The 24138-nt window shown below is 39.6% G+C and carries 23 protein-coding genes; 9 read left to right on the top strand and 14 right to left on the bottom strand.

Translation table 11 applies throughout. From position 1 onward, the window contains the following. Positions 1-62: 62 nt before the first annotated feature. Entirely contained in the window at positions 63-968 is a 906-nt protein-coding gene (gene hcaR / locus QLG01_RS05375; protein ID WP_004794873.1) for a DNA-binding transcriptional regulator HcaR, read from the bottom strand. A 644-nt stretch (positions 969-1612) separates the two neighbouring features. Between hcaR and QLG01_RS05370 the strand changes: the two genes are divergently transcribed. Continuing rightward, a complete protein-coding gene (locus tag QLG01_RS05370) occupies positions 1613-2665 on the top strand; it encodes an MBL fold metallo-hydrolase (protein WP_282495979.1) in 1053 nt (350 codons plus the stop codon). 71 nt (positions 2666-2736) lie between these two features. On the opposite strand, the gene katG is transcribed toward QLG01_RS05370, so the two are convergent. The 3 genes from katG to QLG01_RS05355 form a co-directional block, all read right to left on the bottom strand. Further along, positions 2737-4893 carry a catalase/peroxidase HPI gene (gene katG, locus QLG01_RS05365; protein WP_282495978.1) on the bottom strand — a complete coding sequence of 719 codons (2157 nt, stop codon included), beginning with the start codon at positions 4891-4893 and terminating at the stop codon, positions 2737-2739. Between the two features lie 516 nt (positions 4894-5409). After that, complete coding sequence (ptsP, locus tag QLG01_RS05360; RefSeq protein ID WP_004794867.1) at positions 5410-7704, bottom strand: phosphoenolpyruvate--protein phosphotransferase; 2295 nt, start codon at positions 7702-7704, stop codon at positions 5410-5412. 85 nt (positions 7705-7789) lie between these two features. Then, positions 7790-8275, bottom strand: a complete 486-nt coding sequence (locus tag QLG01_RS05355) for an RNA pyrophosphohydrolase (RefSeq protein WP_004794866.1) — start codon at positions 8273-8275, stop codon at positions 7790-7792. Positions 8276-8457: 182 nt separating this feature from the next. On the opposite strand from QLG01_RS05355, the gene QLG01_RS05350 reads away from it, so the two are divergent. Next, the gene (locus QLG01_RS05350; RefSeq protein ID WP_151988875.1) at positions 8458-9108 is read left to right on the top strand and encodes an HAD family hydrolase; all 651 of its coding nucleotides are present in this window, start codon (positions 8458-8460) and stop codon (positions 9106-9108) included. Positions 9109-9162: 54 nt separating this feature from the next. Here QLG01_RS05350 and QLG01_RS05345 read toward each other — a convergent pair whose 3' ends face one another. Beyond that, positions 9163-9759, bottom strand: coding sequence for a hypothetical protein (locus tag QLG01_RS05345; RefSeq protein ID WP_282495977.1), 597 nt, complete (start codon positions 9757-9759; stop codon positions 9163-9165). Between the two features lie 95 nt (positions 9760-9854). On the opposite strand from QLG01_RS05345, the gene QLG01_RS05340 reads away from it, so the two are divergent. Further along, positions 9855-10091 (top strand): hypothetical protein, encoded by a 237-nt coding sequence (locus QLG01_RS05340; protein ID WP_282495976.1) that lies wholly within the window; start codon positions 9855-9857, stop codon positions 10089-10091. Between the two features lie 12 nt (positions 10092-10103). Here QLG01_RS05340 and QLG01_RS05335 read toward each other — a convergent pair whose 3' ends face one another. Together QLG01_RS05335 and QLG01_RS05330 are read right to left on the bottom strand one after the other, a co-directional pair. Further along, positions 10104-10964, bottom strand: a complete 861-nt coding sequence (locus QLG01_RS05335; RefSeq protein WP_049837940.1) for a LysR family transcriptional regulator — start codon at positions 10962-10964, stop codon at positions 10104-10106. A gap of 115 nt (positions 10965-11079) precedes the next feature. Next, positions 11080-11334, bottom strand: a complete 255-nt coding sequence (locus QLG01_RS05330) for a DUF2061 domain-containing protein (protein ID WP_282495975.1) — start codon at positions 11332-11334, stop codon at positions 11080-11082. A gap of 236 nt (positions 11335-11570) precedes the next feature. On the opposite strand from QLG01_RS05330, the gene leuC reads away from it, so the two are divergent. The 4 genes from leuC to leuB all read left to right on the top strand — a co-directional run bounded on the left by leuC (position 11571) and on the right by leuB (position 15470). Beyond that, on the top strand, positions 11571-12989 hold the full coding sequence (gene leuC, locus QLG01_RS05325) for a 3-isopropylmalate dehydratase large subunit (protein ID WP_282495974.1): 1419 nt from the start codon (positions 11571-11573) through the stop codon (positions 12987-12989). 18 nt (positions 12990-13007) lie between these two features. Continuing rightward, positions 13008-13655: a 3-isopropylmalate dehydratase small subunit gene (gene leuD, locus QLG01_RS05320; protein ID WP_003654711.1), complete on the top strand. Its 648-nt coding sequence runs from the start codon at positions 13008-13010 to the stop codon at positions 13653-13655. Positions 13656-13767: 112 nt separating this feature from the next. Further along, positions 13768-14352, top strand: a complete 585-nt coding sequence (locus tag QLG01_RS05315) for a hypothetical protein (protein WP_005302052.1) — start codon at positions 13768-13770, stop codon at positions 14350-14352. Positions 14353-14390: 38 nt separating this feature from the next. Next, positions 14391-15470 carry a 3-isopropylmalate dehydrogenase gene (gene leuB / locus QLG01_RS05310; protein WP_004640985.1) on the top strand — a complete coding sequence of 360 codons (1080 nt, stop codon included), beginning with the start codon at positions 14391-14393 and terminating at the stop codon, positions 15468-15470. A gap of 56 nt (positions 15471-15526) precedes the next feature. On the opposite strand, the gene QLG01_RS05305 is transcribed toward leuB, so the two are convergent. Further along, on the bottom strand, positions 15527-15934 hold the full coding sequence (locus QLG01_RS05305; RefSeq protein ID WP_250374821.1) for a hypothetical protein: 408 nt from the start codon (positions 15932-15934) through the stop codon (positions 15527-15529). 174 nt (positions 15935-16108) lie between these two features. On the opposite strand from QLG01_RS05305, the gene QLG01_RS05300 reads away from it, so the two are divergent. Continuing rightward, positions 16109-16480, top strand: coding sequence for a lysozyme inhibitor LprI family protein (locus QLG01_RS05300; RefSeq protein ID WP_151988871.1), 372 nt, complete (start codon positions 16109-16111; stop codon positions 16478-16480). A 51-nt stretch (positions 16481-16531) separates the two neighbouring features. Here the strand turns inward: QLG01_RS05300 and infA are convergent, their stop codons facing one another. Then, entirely contained in the window at positions 16532-16753 is a 222-nt protein-coding gene (gene infA, locus QLG01_RS05295; RefSeq protein ID WP_001284370.1) for a translation initiation factor IF-1, read from the bottom strand. A gap of 263 nt (positions 16754-17016) precedes the next feature. Between infA and QLG01_RS05290 the strand changes: the two genes are divergently transcribed. After that, positions 17017-18027: an AraC family transcriptional regulator gene (locus QLG01_RS05290; protein WP_005302061.1), complete on the top strand. Its 1011-nt coding sequence runs from the start codon at positions 17017-17019 to the stop codon at positions 18025-18027. A 266-nt stretch (positions 18028-18293) separates the two neighbouring features. Here QLG01_RS05290 and truA read toward each other — a convergent pair whose 3' ends face one another. The 5 genes from truA to asd form a co-directional block, all read right to left on the bottom strand. After that, complete coding sequence (gene truA, locus QLG01_RS05285; RefSeq protein WP_192835799.1) at positions 18294-19091, bottom strand: tRNA pseudouridine(38-40) synthase TruA; 798 nt, start codon at positions 19089-19091, stop codon at positions 18294-18296. A gap of 14 nt (positions 19092-19105) precedes the next feature. Continuing rightward, complete coding sequence (locus QLG01_RS05280) at positions 19106-20077, bottom strand: asparaginase (RefSeq protein ID WP_282495973.1); 972 nt, start codon at positions 20075-20077, stop codon at positions 19106-19108. Positions 20078-20132: 55 nt separating this feature from the next. Beyond that, on the bottom strand, positions 20133-21425 hold the full coding sequence (locus tag QLG01_RS05275; RefSeq protein ID WP_282495972.1) for a hypothetical protein: 1293 nt from the start codon (positions 21423-21425) through the stop codon (positions 20133-20135). A 59-nt stretch (positions 21426-21484) separates the two neighbouring features. Beyond that, a complete protein-coding gene (locus QLG01_RS05270; RefSeq protein WP_282495971.1) occupies positions 21485-22834 on the bottom strand; it encodes a hypothetical protein in 1350 nt (449 codons plus the stop codon). A 148-nt stretch (positions 22835-22982) separates the two neighbouring features. Beyond that, positions 22983-24101, bottom strand: a complete 1119-nt coding sequence (gene asd, locus QLG01_RS05265) for an aspartate-semialdehyde dehydrogenase (RefSeq protein ID WP_004794839.1) — start codon at positions 24099-24101, stop codon at positions 22983-22985. Positions 24102-24138: the final 37 nt, after the last annotated feature.

Raw genomic sequence — 24138 nt, 5'->3', positions numbered from 1 at the left:
TATACCTTTTATAAAGGTGCCCTTATTAATCATAGGCTTAAAATAAAATATAGCTTCTCTGATTAGGTGTGAGTTAAGTTTTTATCCAGATGAAATACTTTAGTGAGTTGATCAATAAATTTTTGAACCCCTAAAGACTGTGAATTTCTACGGTAATTTACGAATAAATCCAATGTCGGTAACTCGACATCAAGAGGGCGGACTACTGTATTTTTGATGCCTAAAGGTGCAACGTAAGCAGGTAAAATTGTACAACCTAATCCAGAACCAAGAGAGTTAATATTAAACAACATGCTATCTGCTTTTTGAACAATATTGAGGTCAATATTGTGAGTTTTGGCAAAGTCTAAAATCGTGTTATGTAATGTTTGTGACTGCTCGGCAGCAGGAATAATAAAGTCAACGCCTTGTAACGCATGAACAGGAATTCGTTCATATTGAGTAAGTGGATGATTTTTAGGAAGTAAAAAAATCAAGGGTTCAGTCAAAACAAATTGGCTTTGGATCTCATCACTATCTGTATTTTCTCGAGTAAAGGTAATGTCTAACTCACCTTTTTTTAAGGATTTAAGTTGTTCAGTATTATTTAGATTAGATAGTTCAATGATGAGATCGGGGTGTTGTAATCGCAGATTAGGAAGAACGTAAGGAAAAATTTTCATTTCTGCAATGGGAACAAAACCGATACGGAGCAGTTGCTGTTTAGCCTTAGAAACCTGTCGTGCCAGAGCAACTGCTTTTTCAGCTTGAGCAAGGGTTAGACGAGCATGTTCTAAAAAGACTTCACCTTCTTCGGTTAATTCAACTTTACGTTTAGTGCGATTTAAAAGTCGTACACCAACATCTTCTTCTAAATCTTTAATCTGTTGGCTAAGGGAGGGTTGTGCGGTAAAAAGTTTAAGGGCGGCTTTACTAAAATTTAATTCTTCAGCAACGGTAATGAAATATCGGAGATGGCGTAGTTCCATAAGACTAATCCAAAAAATGTCTTACTATGATTTATGTGAAGTATAAAGCATAAAGGGATATAGCGTGAAGGTACTTTAGGTATTTATAAAATAAATGGAATTTTAATTTTCATTAAACATTTAATATATAAATCTAAGTTCAAGTAATTCATAAAATATATTAATTAGGGGAGTTTAAATACATTATTTTTACTTAATCAAAGAAATATTTAAATGTTTTAAATATTAGTATAGGTGATTCTCATAATATGCAAAAATGAAGAAATATAAAATATAAATTCTTTAAGAATGAGTTGGATTTAAGTGTTACTAAATATTTTGTTCTATAAGCTGGCAAAACGTTTGAAGTTGGAAAAGTAGGGCTCACCAAAGCAAAAACAAGTAACTCACCCACAATTTCACGTGACTAATTATTGTTATGTTATACAAGCACTCTTAATAAGAATGGTAATTATCGACGCATAAACCCAACACATCTATGTATTTTTTATGGCAATCTAATTCAACTTATGTTGGCTGTGACCACAATAAAAGGGATATTTATATGATAAATAAGTGTAAGTGCCATAGCTTAATTTGTTTTAATTGTTAAGATAGAAACCTGAACACATCCATTCTGCCGATGCTAAAACATAGAAAAGCCCATGAAAGACAAGCCGACATTAACATATCAATTGCCGACTCAGTCCTGTTGGACGCATACATGGATAAAACCTCCTTTTTATCATCCCGAGTCAGGGCGTGAATCTGATACACGTTTTTATAACCAACAGCCTAAATCACCGGCTAGAGGCTCAAAAGAGCTATTACGTTGGTTAGTTACACGTGAGTCTTTTACATGGAAAGTTGATATTCAAAATGAATACGATACTCGTGTAAATACGGCTGTGGCCTTGCCTCAAAATCGTCCTCAGGCAGATTTAGATGACTGGCAAGTTTGGTTTGTTGGACATGCAACGGTATTGATTCAGATTGGGCCTTATAACTTTATTACCGATCCCGTATGGTGTGATTATGTAAGCCCTTCACAGGGTCGTGGACCTCGTCGTGTGTGTCCAGCAGGTTTTGCACTAGAACAATTGCCGACGATTCATGGTGTTCTACTCAGCCATAATCATTATGATCATATGGATTTGGCTACCCTTGAGTGGCTACATAAAAAATTCGCAATGCCGATTTACACTGGACTCGGGAATGGCTTTTACCTACCCAAAGAGTTTCATGTGATTGAGATGGATTGGTGGCAAGAAATTCCCTATCACGAACTAAGAATAATCTATACACCTGCACAGCATGGTTCTGGACGTGGCTTACGTGACCAGAATAAAGCACTCTGGGGCGGCTTTTCGGTTGTAGCGAAAACAGGGCATTGTTTCTTTGCTGGTGATACGGGTTATGCGGGGCATTTTAAGCAAATTCATGCTCGTTATGGCGCACCACGTGTTGCTTTGCTTCCGATCGGAGCTTATGAACCTCGCAAGTTAATGAGTTATGTTCATATGAACCCTCAAGATGCTGTACATGCACATTTAGATTTGCAAGCTCATCGTTCTGTTGCGATTCATTATCGAACTTTCCAGTTGACCGACGAAGACCGAGAAGATCCTGAACATGCGCTAGCTCAAGCAATTAAAGCTTCATCGAAACTTGCGAATCCTTTTTATTGCATTCGAGAAGGACATAAATTGACTGTATAAAATTACATCATTTTATATTTAATTAAAAAAGCCAGTTCAATTTGAACTGGCTTTTTTAACTTTGACTTAAATTAAGCTAAGTCAAAACGATCAAGATTCGTGACTTTAGTCCATGCCGCTACAAAGTCTTGAACAAATTTTTCTTTACCATCGGCCTGAGCATAAACTTCTACCAGTGCACGTAAGATTGAGTTTGAACCGAATACTAAATCATTACGCGTTGCAGTAAATTTTACAGTGCCTGTTTTACGGTCTTTGCCTTCAAATACTTCACTTGTTGAATCAACAGGTGCCCATACAGTAGACATGTCGAGTAAGTTCGTGAAGAAGTCTGTGCTGAGTACGCCAACCTGCTGAGTGAATACGCCGTGTTGCGAACCATCCCAGTTAGTGCCTAGAACACGTAAACCACCAACCAATGCAGTTAACTCTGGTGCAGTTAAAGTCAGTTGCTGTGCTTTATCAATTAATAAAGCTTCTGTTGCTGCATTGACACCCTCTTTTTTCCAGTTTCTAAAACCATCGGCAAGGCCGCGGAGCAATTGGAAAGATTCGACATCAGTTTGACTTTGTAATGCATCAACACGACCAGAGGCAAATGGAACGCTAATGTTGAAACCTGCCGCTTGAGCAGCTTGCTCTACACCAACGTTACCTGCTAACACAATGAGATCAGCCAATGACAGTTGAGTTGAGGCTTTGATTTCTTCAATTTTAGTTAAAGTTTCAACAGCTTTTTGGTTTACTTCCCAATCACGTTGCGGTGATAAGGCAATACGTGCGCCGTTTGCTCCGCCACGCTTGTCTCCACCACGGAAAGTTGACGCTGAAGCCCAACCAAGAGAAACCAACTCGCCAGCAGATAGCCCTAGTGCAACAATTTTTGCTTTTGCATCAGCAATGCTGGCAGCCGATGGTGCAGCGCTAGCAGCAGGTAATGGATCTTGCCAAATTAAATCTTCAGCTGGAACTTCAGGACCTAGATAACGTGCTTTTGGTCCCATATCGCGGTGAGTTAATTTGAACCATGCACGGGCAAAAGCATTGGCGAAAGCTTGTGGATCGTTAAGGAAGCGGCGAGAGATTTTTTCAAACTCAGGATCAAAACGTAAGGTCAAATCTGTAGTCAGCATTGTTGGCTTACGTTTAATTGATGGATCGAATGGATCAGGAATGATCGCTTCAGCATCTGCTGCTACCCATTGAATTGCGCCAGCAGGTGAGCGTTCTTGTACCCACTCATATTTGAATAGGTTTTCAAAGAAGTAATTGCTCCATTGTGTTGGCGTTTGTGACCAAATGACTTCTAAGCCAGAAGTGATCGCGTCTTTACCAACGCCTGTACCAAAGCTATTTGACCAGCCAAAGCCCATTTGTTCAATTGGAGCACCTTCAGGATCAGCCTGAACATGGTCAGCAGAGCCAGCACCATGGGTTTTACCTAAGGTATGGCCGCCTGCAATCAATGCAACAATTTCTTCGTCATCCATTGCCATGTTGCCGAAAGTCGCACGAATAAATGGTGCAGCCGATTTTGGATCACCACTGGCTTGCGGACCTTCAGGGTTTACATAAATTAGACCCATTTCGGTTGCAGCGAGATTACTGCCTTCCAATGCTTCAGAGTTTCGATGAGCTAACCATTCTTTTTCATCGCCCCAGTTTACATCGTTGTCTGGTTCCCAAACGTCTTCACGACCCGCACCAAAACCAAAGGTACGGAAGCCAGAAGACTCAAGCGCAATGTTACCGGCAAGAATAAATAAATCTGCCCACGATATTTTTTGACCGTATTTTTGTTTAACTGGCCATAGCAAACGGCGTGCTTTATCTAAGCTCGCATTGTCAGGCCAACTATTTAATGGCGCAAAACGTTGCTGACCGCGACCAGCACCACCACGGCCATCGCCCATACGATATGTGCCGGCAGCATGCCATGCTAAACGAATAAATAAGCCTGTATAATTTCCCCAATCGGCTGGCCACCAATCTTGAGAATCGGTTAATACATTTTTGATATCAGCTTTGAGGGTATAGTAGTCGAGTTTTTTAAACTCTTGACGATAATTAAAATCTTTACCGAGTGGATTAGAACGTTCTGAATGTTGGTTGAGTAGGTCGACGCGTAGTTGTTTTGGCCACCAGTGTAAACTAGGCGTACCACCACCGACCGTTACCTCTGGTTTTGATTTATGGCCTGAAAAAGGGCATTTTGATTCGTCTGACATGATTATATTCTCTCTGGGTAATAATTATTGAGCTCTTGATAAAGTAGTAGGGCTCATTTTCCTGGACTTCTGGTTTAAAAACTCATGTTTATCAAATAAAGAAATGAGTGAGCAAATGATGAGAGAAACCGTTTAAAAAGTCTTTTCATCAAGATTTCGGCTCATTATTTTTAATTTAATAATGCATCCGATTCCTTTAGTTGTTATTCCTCCAATTTACTGTATGAAGGTTAAAAAACAAGAGGAAAAATAAGATGAAGTTTGAAAATAATGATGCATAGAATTACCTCTTCAATTGCTGGAACAACTTAAGATCTTTGAATAACGCTCTTTAAATATAGTAGAAGTAGAGGACTTATTTTTCAAATGGATTAAATTGCAAATATTAATTTGAAAAACCGATTGAAGTTTCGTTTAAAAAGTTGGATATAAGAGAGAGAAAAGAAATTTTTATATTTAGTTCTATTAAGTTATTTGAAAGAAAAAAGGAGAGCATGACTCTCCTTTTTTTAAATATTAAACATTTACGATTCGATTTGATTTGACCATGTCGGCTAGGCCGTGAGTTTTAAAATAGTACTCAAGCCAGCTTTTCACAATGAGTGGATTATTCATTTTCATAACATCATCAAGTAATTTTTGTGCATCTGTCATAGGTACATGACAAATTGCTTTTCGTACTCGCAAAATGTTACTCGAACTCATCGAAAGGGTATTAAAGCCCATCGCCATGAGTAAAATTGCCGATAATGGGTCACCTGCCATTTCACCACAAATACTGATTGGTTTTTTGTGGTCATGGCATTCTTTAACCAAGCGAGATAAAGCACGTAAAATGGATGGGTGGAAATGCGAGTAAACGTTTGCTACATGTGGATTATTACGATCAACCGCGAGTAAGTATTGGGTTAAGTCATTTGAACCGACTGAGAAGAAATCGACGAGTTCAGCAAACTCATCAATTTGTAGCAATACGCTTGGCACCTCAACCATAATTCCAATTTTAGGCTTAGTAATTTTAACTTGCTCTTCTTCTTGCACCGCAATCCAGTCACGCTCAAGTAAATAAAGTACTTCTTCGACCTCACTTACTGTAGTGACCATTGGCAATAAAATATGCAAATTATTTAGCCCAATACTGGCTTTGAGCATGGCGCGAATTTGTGACGAGAAAATCTCAGGATGATCAAGCGTGAAACGAATACCGCGCCAGCCTAATGCCGAGTTTTCTTCTTCGATACTGAAATACGGTAAGTCTTTATCGGCACCAATATCGAGAGTTCGCATCACCACAGGTTTGTTGGCAAAGTGGCTCAACTGTTGACGATAAATTGCACGTTGTTCTTCTTCACCCGGGAAGCGTTCCCGTAACATGAATGGAATTTCGCTTCGGTATAGACCCACGCCTTGTGCGCCACGTTGTACTCCGCGGACGACATCAATCATGAGACCCGTATTCACATAAAGCTGAACAGATACACCATCTGGCGTAATCGCTTCTTTGGTCTCATATTGTTTGAGATCTTTTGCGATCTGTTCATCTTCTTTTTGAATTTCTTTATAACGTTGGCGTAAACGACGTGGAGGATTAACAAAAACACGGCCCTGATAGGCATCCACAATCATTTCCGCATCATCAAGTGTGTTAACAGGCAGTTCGGTTACACCAACTACGGTTGGAATACCTAATGCACGAGCCACAATCACCATATGTGAGTTGGCTGCACCTTCTGATGTCACAATTGCTGCAATATTGTCTACTGGCAGCTCTACGAGTGCCGCAGTACTAATTTCTTCACCAATTAAAATACTGTCTGGGCTCAGTTCACGGTGGCTAGAATCTTCTTCTTGCAACGAAGCTAAAATACGTCGGCCTAAATCTTTAAGATCAGAAACTCGCTCACGAAGATAGTCGTCTTCCATTTGTGCAAATAGGGCAGTATGTTTTTCAATGACACGGCGTACTGCACCTTGTGCCCAATGCCCGTCACGAATAAGTTCCTTAATTTCGGCTGGTAATGCATTTTCATCAAGCATCCGTAAGAAAACACTAAATAAAGCGCGTTCTTCTGCCATTAATGAATCATGCATTTTTTCATCTAAAGAACGAATCTCTGAACGAACTGATGAAATGGCTTGATCTAGAAGTCGAAGTTCATGACTAATATCTTCTGCTTCACGGTCAGGTACTGAGGCTAAATCGGCAGGTGGATATAAAATAATAGCGCGACCTAAAGCAACACCGCCTGCACCTGAAGCACCTTGAAAGGTTTTATAGGCAGGGCCATTACTTGGTTTACGAAATACGTCAATATTTCCAACCGCGTGAGCGTGTGCAATAACCCCAGAAAGCTGAGCACACAGAGTGACTAAAAATGACTCGGCTGCTTCGCTAAAATCTTGAGGAAGTTTGTTTTGTACAACCAAAACGCCCATAACCTTACGGCGATACATGACAGGTACGCCAAGGAATGAGTTATAAATTTCTTCGCCCGTTTCAGGTAAATACAAGAAACGCTCATGCTTTGGTGCGTTGTCAAGGTTAACAATTTCTTCACGTTGCCCAACCAGACCGACCAAGCCTTCACCGAGTTGAAGTGAAACATGGCCCACAGATTCTGGATTTAAGCCTTTAGAGGCCATCAAAACATAGCGCTGGTTGCGTTCATCGAGTAAATAAATAGAGCAAACATCCACTTTCATGGCTTCAGCAACCTGATTGACCATGATGTCTAACGATTCATGCAAACTGACGGACGCATTAACCTCTTGGACAATGCGCCGTAAAGTGTCGAGTTGCATGTTTGACATGGATGTATACTCCAGTATTTTTTTAGACTATGAATGTATTTATAACAGCACTTTTAATAAAAATCATTTGCTAGATAAATGATTTTTAGGGTAATTGTTGCATCGGCAACTGTGTACACAACTCCACCATGGCTTTGCGATAAACATCACGCTTGAAGTTCACCACTTGTCCAAGGGGATACCAATAGCTAACCCACTGCCATTCATCGAATTCGGGTGGGTCGGAGAGGTTTAACTGAATATTTTTTGCATGTGCAGTTAATTTCAGTAAAAACCATTTTTGTTTCTGTCCGATACATACGGGGTCAGAGTCTGACCGAATGTACCGATGTGGCAAACGATAACGCAGCCATCCTTTGGTTTGCGCAATAATCTGGACATGTTCGGGCAATAAGCCGATTTCTTCTCTCAGTTCTCGAAAAAGTGCCTGTTCAGGAGTTTCTCCAAACTGAATGCCTCCTTGTGGAAATTGCCAAGCATTGTGACCAATGCGCTTTGCCCATAAAACCTGTCCATCATCGTTTGCCAAAATGATCCCGACATTCGGTCGGAAACCTTCTGAGTCGATCATTTGGCTACCTAAATATTGTCTATATCGTTGACTTTAATCGCGGGGACAAACACTTTTTTATGTCCAGCTCGAAAAGATCAAAGTAAAATGTTTAAATTGCTACGATCTTAACGAATTTCTATCGACTAGCGGAGATAGATTTACATTTTTTTTCTTAAATTTCAGTTTAAACGAGAATTTTCATGAAACTGGCGTTGTTTGATTTAGACCATACCTTGTTAAATACCGATTCAGACCACTCGTGGGGTGAATTTTTAGTCAATGAAGGTTTGGTTGATCCGGTTCATCATCGTCAGATGAATGATAAATTTTATGAAGATTACAAAGCAGGGCAACTTGACCCATATGCTTATAACGAATTTGTCTTTGGATTTTTAACAAAGCACGACAATAATTATTTAACCGAACTTCACCAGTTGTTCATGCAAAAAGTGATTCGCCCACAAATGCGTCCTAAGGGTTTTGATGCAATCAAAAAACATCAAGATTTAGGTCATACGATTGTCGGAATTACTGCAACAAGTGATTTTATTACTGCACCAATTTTCCGTGAATTTGGAATTACAGAAATTTTGGCAACCAATGCTGAAGTTGCTGAGGGGAAATATACAGGTAAAGTTGCTGGTTTGGCGTGTTACCAAAAGGGCAAACTTGCACGTCTAGATGACTGGTTAGCTGGGCGCAGCGTCTCTGAGTCTTGGGCGTATTCAGATTCAATCAATGACCGTTTTTTACTTGAATATGCAACCCATGCGATTGCGGTAAATCCTGATGATCGTCTAGAAAAGTTAGCTCAAGAGCACAACTGGGAAATTCAGGACTGGTCGATTTAATTTAAAAGCAAGAGCTTCTTGGAAAAAATAAGTTTTTAGAAGCTCTTTAATAAATTACTTAACTTTCTCTGTAGTATGCCAAATATTTGGGTCAGGGTTTTGTTGATGCCAAAGCTTAAATTGAGTCCGCCATTGTTGAAAGGGTGCCGTTAACTTAGGGCGTGGGTCATCACTTAAACTATAAGCCATGCCTTCTACTAGCCATTTGGGTTTAGTCAGCATTGCTATATTTCCCCATTCTTCGGCTTGACGGTGATGAATAAGCTCATGGGTGATGTAGAAATCTTTCCAGCCACGCGGTGCAACCAATAAACCCAAATTACCAACAGCTTTAGCGGCTGCTTTTTCCATACCAAAGGTATTTGCACATTGTGGAGTTGAGCAAAAAACCATAGTGGGTTGTTGATGAAAAGCACCTACTTTATCTTGGGTCTCTTTTAATGCCTGATTATAAAGTATCTTTGCAAGAGGCTCTGTCTTTGGATCATCTACACATATCTGACCATCACACTGTAACAATAACAGGTGATGGGCGAAAACAACACGTATCGGTTTAAACCAAATAAATGTAACTAGAACTAACACAGCTAAAGTTATGAAGCCGTATAAACTGATTTTAATTATCTTTGAATATTGATTCTTCACGATCATGAATCTTAAGTGAAAAGTATAATGATAGTAGAGAAAAGGATATATATTTACAGTATTATTTCTAATCAATATATAACTTTATTAATTAAAATAGCATGGCTAAAGACAAGCGCACTAAAAATGAAAGTAGTAGTGGTTTCTTTCAAGAGTTTATAGATCAGCTCATTACCGCTATTTTTGGTGAATTACTTATTTATCTCATTGCTTTACTGTTTATGAGTACATTTGGCGGAATTATTTTCGCTGCTATATGTTTCAGTTGGGGCGTTCTGTTTTTGCTGCTGCCTTTTGCTGTTTTAATTTATATCCTTTTTAAAAAATATAGTCGTTAATTCAATTACTCCTTATTCCTGCATCATTTTAATGAGTTCTTGCATAGCTCTAGATTGAGTACGTGCAGGATGCCACACCATGCCTAATTGGCGATTCATTTCTACATCTAAATCAAGTTGCTGCATATCTTGATTCAGTAGAGTTTTTGGTAGTACTGACCAACCTAAACCAATCGACACCAACATGCGAATAGACTCAAGAGGGTTATTACTCATGGTGATTTTTGGTTTAAGCCCTTGTTTTTCAAACTCGGCTAATGTGATTTGAGCTGTGTAAGTTTGTGCAGCGGGCAATAGGCTTGGATATTCAATTAAATCTTGTAAGGTCAGATGCTCTTTTTGTGCAAGTGGGTGAAATGGCGCAGCAACAAAAACTAAAGGATCATTCCAGATTGTAATGTAGTTAAGGCGCTCATCACCTGAAGGCGGAAGTGTTAAGAATGCTAACTCTAAATCACCAGCAAGTACTTGTTCATGAGCTTGTTCTGAATCAACAAAATGCACATCTAAAGTAACCTGCGGAAATTGTTGAACAAAGTGTTTAAGTGGGGACGGTAAATGATGCAAGCCAATATGGTGACTAGTACCGACTTTTAAGCGGCCTTGTACCTGAGTTTGTTCATGGCTAAGCGTATGGTGAATATCCCCAAGCTCATTTAACCAGTTTTTAACCTTTGGTAATAATGAATGTGCAGCATGAGTTGCCTGTACACCTCGGCCTGCGGACTCAAATAGTTTTACACCAAAATATTCTTCTAAGCTGTGAATCCGTTTGGTAACAGCAGGTTGAGTAATAAATAATTGATCTGCTGCCACAGAGATAGACCCTGTTTCCATAACTTTTACAAAAGCTTCAAAGGCTGCAAGATTCATAATACAACTCAACTTGGAATAGAAAAATCGAGGGGCTAAAGTTGCCGAGCCAAAATCGTATCATGCTTGCAGCAAAACCAGTGAGAAAGTTGTGAATTACCGCACTAATCTTAGCCTAAGCCGTTGTTTCTTTTTCGGCTAAGGCTGATACGCGGCGATCTTTAGCTGCCCAAACTTTTTCATGGAAGAAAAAAGCAAAGGCTTGTACGGTTGGTTCGAGCATGCTTAGAGTCAAAGCCATCCAGATATTACCTGTTACAAAGTATGCAACTGTCATTGCTACGCTAATATGCATAATGTAATAGCTGAAGGTTTTCTTTAAGGTACGTTGATTATTTATAACGAATTTTTGGATATTAGCCATGATCATTCTCTTTAGCCACTTTGATATTTTTAGTATAGAGATGAGAGTATAAGATTAAAAATTGATTATGCAAATGATAATCATTAACAAAAACGATTTATTAAATTTGCGATACCTCAAAGGAATTATAATTTATTCCAAAAAGTTTTCTAATTTATAAAAATGATAAATTAGATTTATGTGAAACTCTGGCTATAATCGAAGAAAGATTAGAATTACCCAGTCCAATGGAGCAAGACGACATGGCAGGCAAAACTTTATATGACAAATTGTGGGATGACCACGTTGTTTCACAGCGTGATGATGGCTCATGTTTACTTTATATTGACCGTCATTTATTGCATGAAGTGACTAGTCCACAAGCATTTGAAGGTTTGCAACTTGCAGGTCGTCAACCATGGCGTTTAAGTGCAAACGTTGCTACACCGGACCATAACGTTCCAACCTCTAAAAAAGAACGTGACCAAGGTATCGCAGGTATTGAAGATGATACGTCTCGTATTCAAGTTCAAACCTTAGATGACAATTGTAAAGCCTTTAATATTGTTGAATTCAGCATTAATGATATCCGTCAGGGGATTGTGCATGTCGTTGGGCCTGAACAGGGCTTAACTTTACCGGGCATGACAGTCGTATGTGGTGATTCACATACAGCTACTCACGGCGCTTTCGGTTGCTTGGCGCATGGTATTGGGACATCTGAAGTTGAACATGTGTTAGCAACACAATGTTTGATCCAGAAAAAATCTAAAAACATGTTAGTACGTGTAGATGGTGTATTAGGCAAAGGCGTCACACCAAAAGATGTTGTTTTGGCAATCATTGCTAAAATTGGTACTGCTGGTGGTACAGGCTATGCAATCGAGTTCGGTGGCCAAGTTTTCCGTGATATGTCGATTGAAGGACGTATGACGGTATGCAACATGGCGATTGAAGCTGGTGCTCGTGTCGGTATGGTTGCTGTTGATGACAAAACTATTGAATATGTGAAAGGCCGTAGCTACGCACCAAAAGGCGAGCAATGGGAACAAGCAGTTGCTTACTGGGACACTTTGCATTCAGATGAAGATGCAGTGTTTGATGCAGTCGTTGAATTAAATGGCGCAGAGATCGAGCCACAAGTGTCTTGGGGAACTTCACCTGAGATGGTTATTCCGGTCACAGAAGCTGTCCCAACTTTAGAACAAGCGAAAGATGACGTTCAACGTAATGACTGGACGCGTGCTTATCAATATATGGGTTTAAATGCAGGCCAAGCATTAGCTGATATTCAACTTGATCGTGTCTTTATTGGTTCTTGTACTAACTCTCGTATTGAAGATATTCGTGCTGCGGCTGAAGTGATTAAAGGTCGTAAAGTAGCCTCTAGCATTAAGCAAGCCATGATTGTTCCGGGTTCAGGTTTAGTGAAACAACAGGCAGAAAAAGAAGGCTTGGATAAAATCTTCTTGGAAGCTGGTTTTGAATGGCGTGAACCGGGTTGTTCAATGTGTTTAGCAATGAATGCAGATAAATTACAACCGGGTGAACACTGTGCATCGACGTCTAACCGTAACTTTGAAGGTCGTCAAGGCAATGGCGGTCGCACTCACTTGGTGAGCCCAGCAATGGCGGCAGCAGCTGCAATCGCAGGTCACTTTGTTGATGTTCGTTCATTTTAATTCGGTCTGGAGCAAACCATGAAAGCTTATACAGTTGAACAAGGTATCGTTGCACCATTAGATCGTGCCAATGTTGATACAGATTTAATTATTCCAAAACAGTTTTTGAAATCAATCAAACGTACTGGTTTTGGTGATAACTTATTTGATGAACTTCGTTATTTAGATGAAGGTTATCCCGGACAAGATAACTCGGTACGTCCAAAAAATCCGGATTTCGTTTTGAACCAGCCACGTTATCAAGGCGCAAATGTTTTAATTGCTCGTACTAACTTTGGTTGTGGTTCAAGTCGTGAGCATGCGCCTTGGGCATTAAATGAATACGGTTTTCGTACTGTTATTGCCCCAAGCTTTGCTGATATTTTCTTTAATAACTGTTTTAAAAATGGCATGTTACCTGTCATTTTGTCAGAAGAAATTGTTGATCAGTTATTTAAAGAATGTGCGGCAAATGAAGGATATCAATTAACAATTGATTTAGCTGCTCAGGAAGTTCGTACGCCAACAGGTGAAGCTTTTAAATTTGAAGTTGACCCATTTCGCAAGCATTGCTTGTTAAATGGCTTGGATGATATTGGTTTAACCCTTCAAAATGCCGATGCAATTCGTGCTTATGAAGAAAAAACTAAACAAGTTCGTCCTTGGGTATTCCAAGAGTTAAATTAACCTTTTGGTACATTTTAAACATAGCCATGGCGTAGTGTTCAAACTCTTGCTAACATGCTAAAGCATAAAAACACCTTAAAATTATGCACTAGATGAGGATTGGGCTTGAACAATGAAGAGGAACGTTACTCATAGCTTTTTGTTGAGCCTGTGCGCAATAACACTCAGTGCTTGTCAGAGCACGTACAATGTAGTGGATACTGTCCGTATTAAGCAGGCTGAACAAGAAAATTTGGGGCAGAATGCAGCAATATATTGTTCGGGCGCGAAGAGTTGTGAATTTGAACGACTAAATGATATTACTGTAGTGGATGCGCAAACACGACGAATTAGTAATCAGGCAATTCATCAAGGAATTGTAAGATTGCACGGTTCAGTGCTTGGTCAAACCAACAGTTTATATTTATCTGTGCCCGCTAAACAATATGAAGTGGTGATCCGTTTCTATCCGATTTCTCCAGATCGGGCAGAAACATTTCATGTGATTCACCAGTTTAATGCCAACCATCGCTATACATTTAAAATGTACCGAGACAAATCTAACCGTTCGGGTAGTTTGCTCAATGTTTCTGTACCAGATCCATTATGTGTCGATTTAGATCAGGATGGGCGTGTAATTCGCCGTTTTTGTCGACCATTTGATGTAACAACAGGGCTAGGCGAGTTCCTTGAACAGAAAAAACTAACACCGCGGTAAATATAACGCTGCTTGTTTTTGGAAAATGGAAAAAGTTCATGTCTAAACAGATTTTAATTTTAGCTGGTGATGGTATTGGTCCTGAAATTGTTGGGGCAGCAGAAAAAGTATTAAATACAGTAAATGAAAAATTTAATTTATCGTTAACTTGGGAGCACGGCCTATTGGGCGGTGCTGCAATTGATGCGCATGGTGAACCGTATCCAGCTGTAACGAGTGAACAAGCAAAAAAAGCTGATGCAATTTTATTAGGGGCGGTAGGCGGACCAAAATGGGATGCGATTGAGCGTTCTATTCGTCCTGAACGTGGTCTTTTAAAAATTCGTAGTGAACTTAACTTGTTTGCTAACTTGCGCCCAGCGATTTTATATCCGCAATTAGCAGATGCTTCTAGCTTAAAACCTGAAATCGTTGCTGGCTTAGATATTTTAATTGTTCGTGAATTGACTGGTGGTATCTATTTCGGTCAGCCACGTGGTATTCGTGAACTCGAAAACGGCGAAAAACAAGGCTATAACACAGACGTTTATTCTGAAAGCGAAATTAAGCGCATTGCAAAAGTGGCTTTTGAACTTGCAGGTTTACGTGGTGGTAAAGTTTGTTCGGTTGATAAAGCCAACGTTTTGGAAGTTACAGAACTTTGGAAGCAAACAGTTACTGATTTACAGCAAGCAAGTTATTCAAACATTCAGCTTTCACATATGTATGTCGACAATGCTGCAATGCAACTTGTACGTGCGCCTAAACAGTTTGACGTGATCGTAACGGGTAACTTATTTGGCGATATTTTATCTGATGAAGCAGCAATGCTTACAGGTTCAATCGGTATGTTGCCATCTGCATCGTTAGATGAAAATGGCAAAGGTATGTATGAGCCTTGTCATGGTTCTGCACCTGACATCGCGGGTCAAAATGTGGCTAACCCATTAGCAACGATTCTTTCTGTTGCAATGATGCTTCGCTATACATTCCGTGAAGAAGCTGCTGCAAAAGCAATTGAAGACGCTGTAGGTCAAGTACTTGATCAAGGCTTGCGTACAGCAGATATTATGTCTGAAGGTATGACAAAAGTTGGTACAGCTGAGATGGGTGAGGCAGTTGTCGCTGCTCTTGCTTAATCGCTACTTTACTAAAAAAACGCAGCCTAATCGCTGCGTTTTTTTGTGCCTATGTTTTAGCAGGCTTTACCTTCATATTGAATAGACTCGGCAATATCATTCTTCAGCTGGAAAATAACTTTGCAGTTGAAATTTAAATCGTAAGAATTACCACCCAGATTACCTGATTGTATAGCGACAGAATTACCTCTCATGTCGACATTAGTCACCATCGGGATTGGAATGTTTAATGGCCGTAAAATCGTATAGATGAGTTGATTGGATGTTTTCTGTGGAGTATTTGCGACTTGAAAACCAAGACTTCGTAGATTGATATCTTGCCGAATGGTGTTCGATGATTTGCCTAGAAAGCCCTTTAAGTATTCTTGTAAATCTATAGATTGGCGTGGATGGCTAGTACAAGCGCTCATATTCATGACGATTAAACAAAGTAGACCAATTTTACATCGGGTAGCTGTATTCATTTTTATCTCAATAAAAAATTATATTTATTATTAAAGAACAATAGGTTGGATTTGAATGCTTGTAAAGTAAAAAAGGAAGATTATGATAAATAGAAGGTAAATTTGTCTTGCGATTTATCATTACATAGAAATCGTTTTAATAATAATTTCATAGAAAACTTAAGGAAGAAAAGTATGAAAAAAATAGTTTTTGCTTTTTTATGCAGCTTTGGAATGACTGCGGTCTATGCAGATAACTGCGATAGTGCCCGAAATACTTACGATGATATTTACTGTACAAATAAAATTTATGCGAGTGCGGATGCAGATCTGAATAAGAACTATCAAGCATTGAGAGTAAAATTAAATACGGCGCAAAAAAATATTCTTAAAAAATCTCAACTCGCGTGGATACGTCAACGTGATGCAGATTGTACAGATTCAAATAGGAATAGCGTAGACGTGCAATGTCGTTTACAGACAACGCAAGAAAGAAACCATTGGCTGCAAGAAAGACTGCGTGAATGCCAAACGGTAGGATGTAAAACCAGTCGCTTAAGTGAATAAACAACGCAATAAAAAAGCCACATCATAAAGTGGCTTTTTTGCATTCACTAATTAGCGAGCACGGTACGTAATACGACCTTTAGTGAGGTCATATGGAGTCATTTCGACTTTTACACTGTCGCCAGTAAGAATACGAATATAGTGTTTACGCATTTTACCAGAAATGTGTGCAATAACTTCGTGACCGTTTTCAAGACGTACACGGAACATCGTATTAGGAAGCGTTTCGGTGACAACGCCTTCGAACTCAATGAGTTCCTCTTTATTGGCCATAGCCTACCTGATGATCAAATTGGAAAGGCGCAAATTATAGTCAATTTATTTAAAAAAAACAAGATAGACATCCTTTTGCTAAAGCATCTGGTTAAAGTATGACTAATAAAAAAAGATGTAATTTTTTTCATAAAAGAAGAGTAATTCTGTTGTCAGTTTGGTCAATCAACGCTAATCTAAAATCATAGTTATTAGGGACTGTTAATTGCGTAAAGGTCAACAGCCCTAAATATCAATGAAGTATCTACATGGAAGGGCACTGCGTGGGTCAGCTAACAGATGCATCAGTTGTATTACGCTTTGGCTATCAAGCGATTCGTCGTGCGGGTTTGCCAACAGAAGAAATATTAACCAAAGCGGGAGTTGCTTTAAATCAGGTTGATACAAATGCACGTACACCGTTAAGTGCACAGTACGCCTTTTGGACTGCCGCTCAGGAAGTCAGTAAAGATCCAGATATCGGTCTGCATTTAGGCGAGCATTTGCCTTTATACCGTGGTCAGGTCATTGAACATCTATTTATTAGTAGTGAAACTTTTGGTGAAGGTCTAAAACGGGCCTTGGCTTATCAGCGACTCATTAGTGATGCTTTTGATGCAAAACTAGTCATTGAGGAAGGGCGTTGTTATTTAACCAATGGCCAACAGATCGGTGCTGATAATCTTGTTAATCGACATTTCTCTGAATGTGCAATTTCGGGCATCCTTAGATTTTTTAAATTTATTACCGAAGGGCAATTTCATCCCATCTTCATCGATTTTAATTTTAGCGAAGGTGCTTCTGAGGATGAATATTTCCGAGTATATGGCTGTCCGGTCAGTTTAGGCCAAAAAGAGACACGTTTATATTTTGATCCAGCTATTCTAGATTTTCAGCTTTGGCAAGCAGAGCCTGAGTTATTGCAGTTGCATGAGCAGCTTGCAATTGAAAAATTACAGGAATTGGCTCGTTATGATTTAGTGGGTGAAGTTCGTCGCGCAATTGGTTCAACGTTGGAAAGTGGAGAAACAACCTTAGAAACGGTTGCTGCTCAGTTGAATATTACTCCACGTCGCTTACGTACTCAGCTAAGCGAAGCCAATACTAGTTTTCAGCAAATCTTGTCAGATTATCGTTGTCGATTAGCTAAAAAACTTTTGGCAAATACCAACGAGAGTGTTGAGCGTATTGTCTATTTAACTGGCTTCTCTGAACCGAGTACGTTCTACCGCGCATTTAAGCGTTGGACGAATGAGACACCGGTTGAATACCGTAAACGTAAACAACACCGTTAATTTATTCTATGTCATGGCGGAGTCGTGCCATTGAGGCTTTAATAACTGGATTGGCTTTCAGCTAGAGTTACTTTTCTTTCGGGATGAAGAGCGCAAGCTCTGCAAGAGCAAAAGCTTGTGGCATGGTAAAGAATAATCATTCTTACCGTGTCACAAGATGAAAAATGTATTGAACTACGCACTTCGTTTGTCTTGCACTGCGGTTAAAGTACACTTTAACCTTGTTCAGGTTGCGTATGACTTTGTCGAGTATCTTATTTAATGTTTTAATCTGGTAAATTAAGCCAATGTGGTCCAAGCGGTGGTTGTGGCAAATCAAACTGCTCAGGATAATTACACTGAATAAAATAAAGACCGTCGGGTGGGGCTGTTACTCCTGCCGCTTTACGATCCTGTGCAGCAAACATTGTATCGATATGATCAATTTCATACATACCTTGACCAATTTCAAGTAAGCATCCAACAATGTTGCGAACCATATGGTGTAAAAAACCATCTGCTTCAATATCTAAAACCAAATAGCGCCCGTGTTCAAATAAGCGGCAATGTTTTACATGTCGAACAGGTTGATTTGATTGGCACGCTGCTGCGCGGAAGCTTTCAAAGTTATGAGTGCCTTCAAATTTACTTGCCGCTTCAATCATCTTTTTCACATCTAACTTTTGGTAAACGTGAGTAACCTGTTTATGCAGGAGTGCAGGGCGATGAGGCGTGTTATATATAATGTAGCGGTAACGTCGAGCAGTCGCTTTAAAACGGGCATGAAAACTTTCATCCATCAGCTTAATCCACTGAATGGAAATATCTTTAGGTAGCTGGCTATTTGCCCCTCTTAACCACCCTGTTTCTGGACGAATGGCATGAGTGTCGAAGTGTGCCACCATATTTGTCGCATGTACTCCTGCATCGGTACGACCAGCACCATGGAGTGCTATAGGTTCATTTGCGACTTTGCTAAGCACACGTTCAATCGTTTCTTGTACGCTGGCAACGCCTGGCTGTTGTGTTTGCCAACCTCGATATTGAACTCCGCTAAATTCAATACCGACTGCATAACGTTGCATGGCTTTACCTCTATTTAATGCAAATTTTCGTTCCAATGGCTGAACCATTGTTCTGGGGTTGGGTATTTTAAATAGATTTGAAGTGCTTTTGCATAAAGATCTGCATGACTATGCGCATCATTAATGACAATTTTTGCAGTTTTGGCCCAAGCACTAATTGCATAACGTTGGTCAATGCCGCCAAAGGTCACCTGTGTCGCCAAGATTGGAACGCAGCCATGAGCATACAGTTCATCTAAGGTTGCCAATAATTCAGGGTTTACTGCGATATTGCCTGTACCAAAGCCTTGTAACACCAAGAAGTGTGGTGGGGCAGGAAGTAAGTGACGTAATTGCTGTACCAAGTGCTGTGTTGCAATCGGTTGCATCATCCAGTTTAAAATCTGGAATGAAGCCGCTTTTTCAATTTGAGCATCTTGTACGATCAATTCATTTTGCTGAGGCGTAAACTCAACTTCACTACTTAAACCTGAAAATGCATCGAGTTCAGTCGTATGCGTTTTTAATGCAGTTTGTGCATGGAATACTTGATGATGGAATGCAAGATACGCACCTACAGGTAGGGCAATCACTTGTTCTAATGCAAGATATAAGTTCTCAATTGCATCAGTAAATTCACGAGTATTATCACCCTGAACATTGAGTAACGGGTATTGGCTACCAGTAATCACAATATGACAGCTTTGGCCTAAAAAGCGAGCTAGGGTTGCAGCAGCATAACTAAGAGTATCTGTACCATGAATAACGACGAAGTGCTGATAACCTTCGAGTTGGAGCTGTTGTATACGTTGAATAAGACTTAGCCAATCGGGCGCTGTACAAGCGCTGCTATCTACAATATTTGGGGCAGCAAAACAGTCAACCGTTAAGTGGGGTGGTATAACTTTTTCAAGTTGAGGCAAGAATTGGTCATATGGCATAGGCGCTAAAGGTTCACCTACACAGCCAAAAGTACCACCCATATAAAATAAGGCAATTTTTTTCATCTTTTTCAGGCACAAAAGCAGTCATCTTTGACTGCTTATGGTAAAACGATCGGCCTTAAGAAGCTATGCGATTTAGTAGATTTTTCGCGCGTTGTTGTTGCTCTGTGTTGAATTTTTGCTCATTACTTGCTAACAAGGCGTGTGCTGCTGGGTAAGCACCTAATTTGATGTATTGTTCTGCAAGTTGTAAGTCGAGTTCATTTTCATCTAACTGTTTTAATTCTGGAAATGCGTCTAGAAGTGGATCCTCTATTTGAGTTTGAGTCGCCTCTTCATTGACTGCCTCTATATGGTTTAGAGTTTCAGTCTCTGGTGTTGTAACTAAAGCTGGCTCATCTAACGAAAACTCAAGAGGGGTAATAGAAGTTGCTTCTAATGGCACTTGTTCTACGAGTGTAAGTTCATCTAATGATGGAACTTGTTCAACAGATTTTGTCTCTGAACTTGAAGGATTTAAGTCAAGGTTAAAATCTAATGCATTGACGCTATTTTCTTGATCTGCTTTTACCTCTACTGCTTGAGTTTTTTCCTCAGTTTCATGCAGAGGTGCCAAGTCAAAAGAAAACTCTAAATCAGCTAGCTCATTTGTTTCTTGAGATGACGATAATTCTGGTACTTGCTGAGATGTTGATACTTCTGGTTCATGTATAGGTTGGCTGGTAGTTTCTGTAGCAGCAGTTTTTTCGAGTGAAAAGTTAAATTCTAAAGGTTTAACTTCAACAGCAGGTTCTTGTTTTACAGGTGTATAGTCTTTCTGCAAGTCATCAAAAGAAGCTTCAGAAGAACTTGTTGTTAACTGATCAAACTGAGCTGTAGTGTCTGGTGTATTTTTTGGTTCTTCATATGTTTGAGCTTGAGGAAAATCGATGGCATCAGGTTGTCTTGATGACTCATATTCTTTTTGTCTAGTTTCTGCTTGAGTCGCTATTTCATTTAATGCCAAGCTACGAATATGGCCAATCAGTTGTGTTATAGCAAACTCATCTTTCTGTGCAATATGAACTTCAAGTAATAATAAATAAAGCGCATGCTGAGTATTGTCTTTTTTTAACGCCTGATTGACTTGAGCTTCAGCAGCTGAATATTGCTTTTCTTGAATGAGCTGTTGAATTTTTTGACGTACAGCTTCTGGAACAGGAGTGCTTTGTGGAACAGGTGGAAGAATGTCTTCTACTACATTTACTTTGCTTTTTTCACGCGAGCTTTTACTCGATTTAGAGTTCGCTTTTTTATTGGTTTTTTTGTTTACCGTTTTAGGAGAAGTGGCCTCTTGTTTCTGGCTATTCTCGCGTTTTTTAAAAATAACAGCGACCACGAGTAATATGATGAACGGAATCACATATAACATTACTTTCCCCTTAAAAAATAAATATTTGCAATATAAAGCAAACTAACTCTGGTTTTAACTTAATGTCTTTGTTTGTGAGTTTGTTGCTGTGCTTTTAACTGCTGTTGTAACTCTGCCAAGCGTGCATTCAAAAGTTGAATACGCTGGTCTTTTAAACGTAAAGTTTGATTTAGTTTGGTTACATTCCTTTGTAATGTAACGTTTTTTTCTCTTTTTGTCATAACTTTTACTGCTAACTCAGTATTGTTTTGACTTTGTTGTGTGCTCTTTTTAGCACTTCCATGTGTAGAATTTTGGCTGTTTTCAGCCACGATAATCATTTCTGCTTGTTGCAATCGGTATTTAGCTTGGCCAGAAGATGATTTTGCAGTATGTGTTATTTCTGTTTTTGATTTATTTTGCTGAGTTTTAGCGACAGGAGGGTGTGTGAGTTTTAGAGAAATTCCCTGACGTAAACGGTTTACATCACCTTGAATAAAAGCATGCTGGTTTTGTTTTTGGATATCATTCATGACCTTTGCAACTGGCTGTTTGGTTTTCGCTGCAATACGATTAGCAATGCTCCATAAAGATTCATTATGTTGTACTACATATTTACCTGAAGTTACTGGTCCTTTAGATGGACTTAGGGTTTGTTTCTTTGCAGTATTTTGACTGATATTTTTGGATGGAACAGGCTTCTTTTGTCCTGCTAAATTTTTAACGGTTGTCTTTGGCGAAGTATGGGCATTTGACTTAGTGATAGTGGGTTTGGTTTGTGCCTGATCGGGCGCCGTACCTGTTACAACTTGTTGAGCTGCTAGAGCTGAAGCGTTTTCACTAAGTGATGGTGTTGAATTCGTATTTAATGCAGAGGCAGTGCCAGAGCTGATATTAAGATTTTGTTCACTATTAGAGTTTGTTGTAGTTGGGGTCGAAGTTGATGAAGCATATTGGGTGCTTTCTGGCAGATTTAATGCAATATCCTTTTCATTAACAACAAACTGAGGAGATAAAGTACTTTCGTTATTTTCAGTCTTTTTTATCGGAGAAGGTTTAATTACAGTTTTAATATGCTGTAAACGCGTTGCAGAACCTTCACTGATTTTCACAACAATATTGAGCTCAGGATCATTAACAGGTCGGGATGAGGTAATCACAATAACCCCAGAACCTTGACCATTTTGGCGTGTATAAAAATTAAGATTTCCCGGAGGCTGATGAGTTACACCCAAAGCGCTTAAATCTTCAGGAGTCGCTAAACTCACTTGTAATGTAGCGTTGGGGTCAGCTTGTTGGAAATTCATTTCTGCATATAACAAATCCCCGGGCGCAGACTGAATTTGTATAGGGTCTAATGTAATCGCATAAAGAGAAGGCGAAGACATAATGGTGAAAATGGCAATTTTTAATTTGTTATAAACAGTCATCTCAATCCATGACCTAATAAGTCGTAAAGTCGTTCAAAATTATACAATAATGAAATGTAAATAAATTGTAAAATTTTTACAAACCAGTTACGAAAAAGCCGATCTAATGTGATCGGCTTTTCGTTTTGACTGAATAATTCAGACCAAATTATGAGCTCTTGTATTCTACTAAGATACGTAACATACGACGTAAAGGTTCAGCAGCACCCCAAAGTAACTGATCACCTACTGTGAATGCGCCTAAATATTCTTTACCCATATTAAGTTTGCGCAAACGGCCAACAGGTACAGTTAAGGTACCAGTTACAGCAACAGGTGTAAGGTCAGTCATAGACGCTTCACGAGTGTTTGGTACAACTTTCGCCCATTGGTTTGAAGTACGGATCATATCTTCGATTTCATCAAGCGGAACATCTTTTTTCAACTTGATTGTCAATGCTTGAGAGTGACAACGCATCGCGCCAATACGGACACAGTGGCCATCGATTGGAACAATTTGTGAGTTACCCAAGATCTTGTTGGTTTCAACCTGACCTTTCCACTCTTCTTTTGACTGACCGCTTTCGAGCTGTTTATCAATATAAGGAATCAACGATCCAGCTAATGGCACGCCAAAGTTAGCAGATGGGAAACCTTCGCCACGTTGTAACTCAGCAACTTGACGATCGATATCCAAAATTGCAGATTTAGGATCATCTAACAATGTTTTGGTATTGTTATATAAGTAGCCCATACCAGTAATTAGCTCACGCATGTTTTGTGCGCCAGCGCCTGATGCCGCTTGATAAGTCATAGCAGTCATCCACTCCACCAAATTGTTTTGGAAAAGTGAACCTACACCCATCAACATAAGCGATACTGTACAGTTACCACCTACGAAAGTTTTGGTGCCGTTAACCAAGCCGTCTTTAATAACGTTAAGGTTTACTGGGTCAAGAACGATGATCGCATCATCTGACATACGTAAAGTAGAGGCTGCATCAATCCAGTAGCCATCCCAACCAGTCGCTTTTAACTGTGGGAAAACTTCAGACGTATAGTCACCACCTTGACAGGTAATAATGACATCCATTTGCTTCAGACTATTAATGTCTGTAGCTTCCATAAGTGCTGGGGCAGTCTTACCACCAAATGAAGGAGCTTCACCACCTGCATTACTGGTAGAGAAATAAAATGGCTCAATATGAGCAAAATCATTCTCTTCAACCATTCGTTGCATAAGGACGGAACCGACCATCCCGCGCCAACCGACCAGACCTACTTTCATGTCATTTTGCCTCGGTGCGTTAAAATTGTTAGGGGGA

It is taken from the genome of Acinetobacter sp. V89_4 (genome assembly GCF_029967875.1).
Taxonomy (GTDB): domain Bacteria; phylum Pseudomonadota; class Gammaproteobacteria; order Pseudomonadales; family Moraxellaceae; genus Acinetobacter; species Acinetobacter oleivorans.
The sequence above is the reverse complement of the archived record's forward strand: the minus strand, read 5'-3'. Positions and strand labels throughout refer to the sequence as shown.

What these genes read in the sequence shown, in the direction of transcription:
- hcaR (WP_004794873.1), bottom strand. Translation starts at nt 968, where the DNA reads ATGGAACTACGCCATCTCCGATATTTCATTACCGTTGCTGAAGAATTA.
- QLG01_RS05370 (WP_282495979.1), top strand. Translation starts at nt 1,613, where the DNA reads ATGAAAGACAAGCCGACATTAACATATCAATTGCCGACTCAGTCCTGT.
- katG (WP_282495978.1), bottom strand. Translation starts at nt 4,893, where the DNA reads ATGTCAGACGAATCAAAATGCCCTTTTTCAGGCCATAAATCAAAACCA.
- ptsP (WP_004794867.1), bottom strand. Translation starts at nt 7,704, where the DNA reads ATGTCAAACATGCAACTCGACACTTTACGGCGCATTGTCCAAGAGGTT.
- QLG01_RS05355 (WP_004794866.1), bottom strand. Translation starts at nt 8,275, where the DNA reads ATGATCGACTCAGAAGGTTTCCGACCGAATGTCGGGATCATTTTGGCA.
- QLG01_RS05350 (WP_151988875.1), top strand. Translation starts at nt 8,458, where the DNA reads ATGAAACTGGCGTTGTTTGATTTAGACCATACCTTGTTAAATACCGAT.
- QLG01_RS05345 (WP_282495977.1), bottom strand. Translation starts at nt 9,759, where the DNA reads ATGATCGTGAAGAATCAATATTCAAAGATAATTAAAATCAGTTTATAC.
- QLG01_RS05340 (WP_282495976.1), top strand. Translation starts at nt 9,855, where the DNA reads ATGGCTAAAGACAAGCGCACTAAAAATGAAAGTAGTAGTGGTTTCTTT.
- QLG01_RS05335 (WP_049837940.1), bottom strand. Translation starts at nt 10,964, where the DNA reads ATGAATCTTGCAGCCTTTGAAGCTTTTGTAAAAGTTATGGAAACAGGG.
- QLG01_RS05330 (WP_282495975.1), bottom strand. Translation starts at nt 11,334, where the DNA reads ATGATCATGGCTAATATCCAAAAATTCGTTATAAATAATCAACGTACC.
- leuC (WP_282495974.1), top strand. Translation starts at nt 11,571, where the DNA reads ATGGCAGGCAAAACTTTATATGACAAATTGTGGGATGACCACGTTGTT.
- leuD (WP_003654711.1), top strand. Translation starts at nt 13,008, where the DNA reads ATGAAAGCTTATACAGTTGAACAAGGTATCGTTGCACCATTAGATCGT.
- QLG01_RS05315 (WP_005302052.1), top strand. Translation starts at nt 13,768, where the DNA reads ATGAAGAGGAACGTTACTCATAGCTTTTTGTTGAGCCTGTGCGCAATA.
- leuB (WP_004640985.1), top strand. Translation starts at nt 14,391, where the DNA reads ATGTCTAAACAGATTTTAATTTTAGCTGGTGATGGTATTGGTCCTGAA.
- QLG01_RS05305 (WP_250374821.1), bottom strand. Translation starts at nt 15,934, where the DNA reads ATGAATACAGCTACCCGATGTAAAATTGGTCTACTTTGTTTAATCGTC.
- QLG01_RS05300 (WP_151988871.1), top strand. Translation starts at nt 16,109, where the DNA reads ATGAAAAAAATAGTTTTTGCTTTTTTATGCAGCTTTGGAATGACTGCG.
- infA (WP_001284370.1), bottom strand. Translation starts at nt 16,753, where the DNA reads ATGGCCAATAAAGAGGAACTCATTGAGTTCGAAGGCGTTGTCACCGAA.
- truA (WP_192835799.1), bottom strand. Translation starts at nt 19,091, where the DNA reads ATGCAACGTTATGCAGTCGGTATTGAATTTAGCGGAGTTCAATATCGA.
- QLG01_RS05280 (WP_282495973.1), bottom strand. Translation starts at nt 20,077, where the DNA reads ATGAAAAAAATTGCCTTATTTTATATGGGTGGTACTTTTGGCTGTGTA.
- QLG01_RS05275 (WP_282495972.1), bottom strand. Translation starts at nt 21,425, where the DNA reads ATGTTATATGTGATTCCGTTCATCATATTACTCGTGGTCGCTGTTATT.
- QLG01_RS05270 (WP_282495971.1), bottom strand. Translation starts at nt 22,834, where the DNA reads ATGACTGTTTATAACAAATTAAAAATTGCCATTTTCACCATTATGTCT.
- asd (WP_004794839.1), bottom strand. Translation starts at nt 24,101, where the DNA reads ATGAAAGTAGGTCTGGTCGGTTGGCGCGGGATGGTCGGTTCCGTCCTT.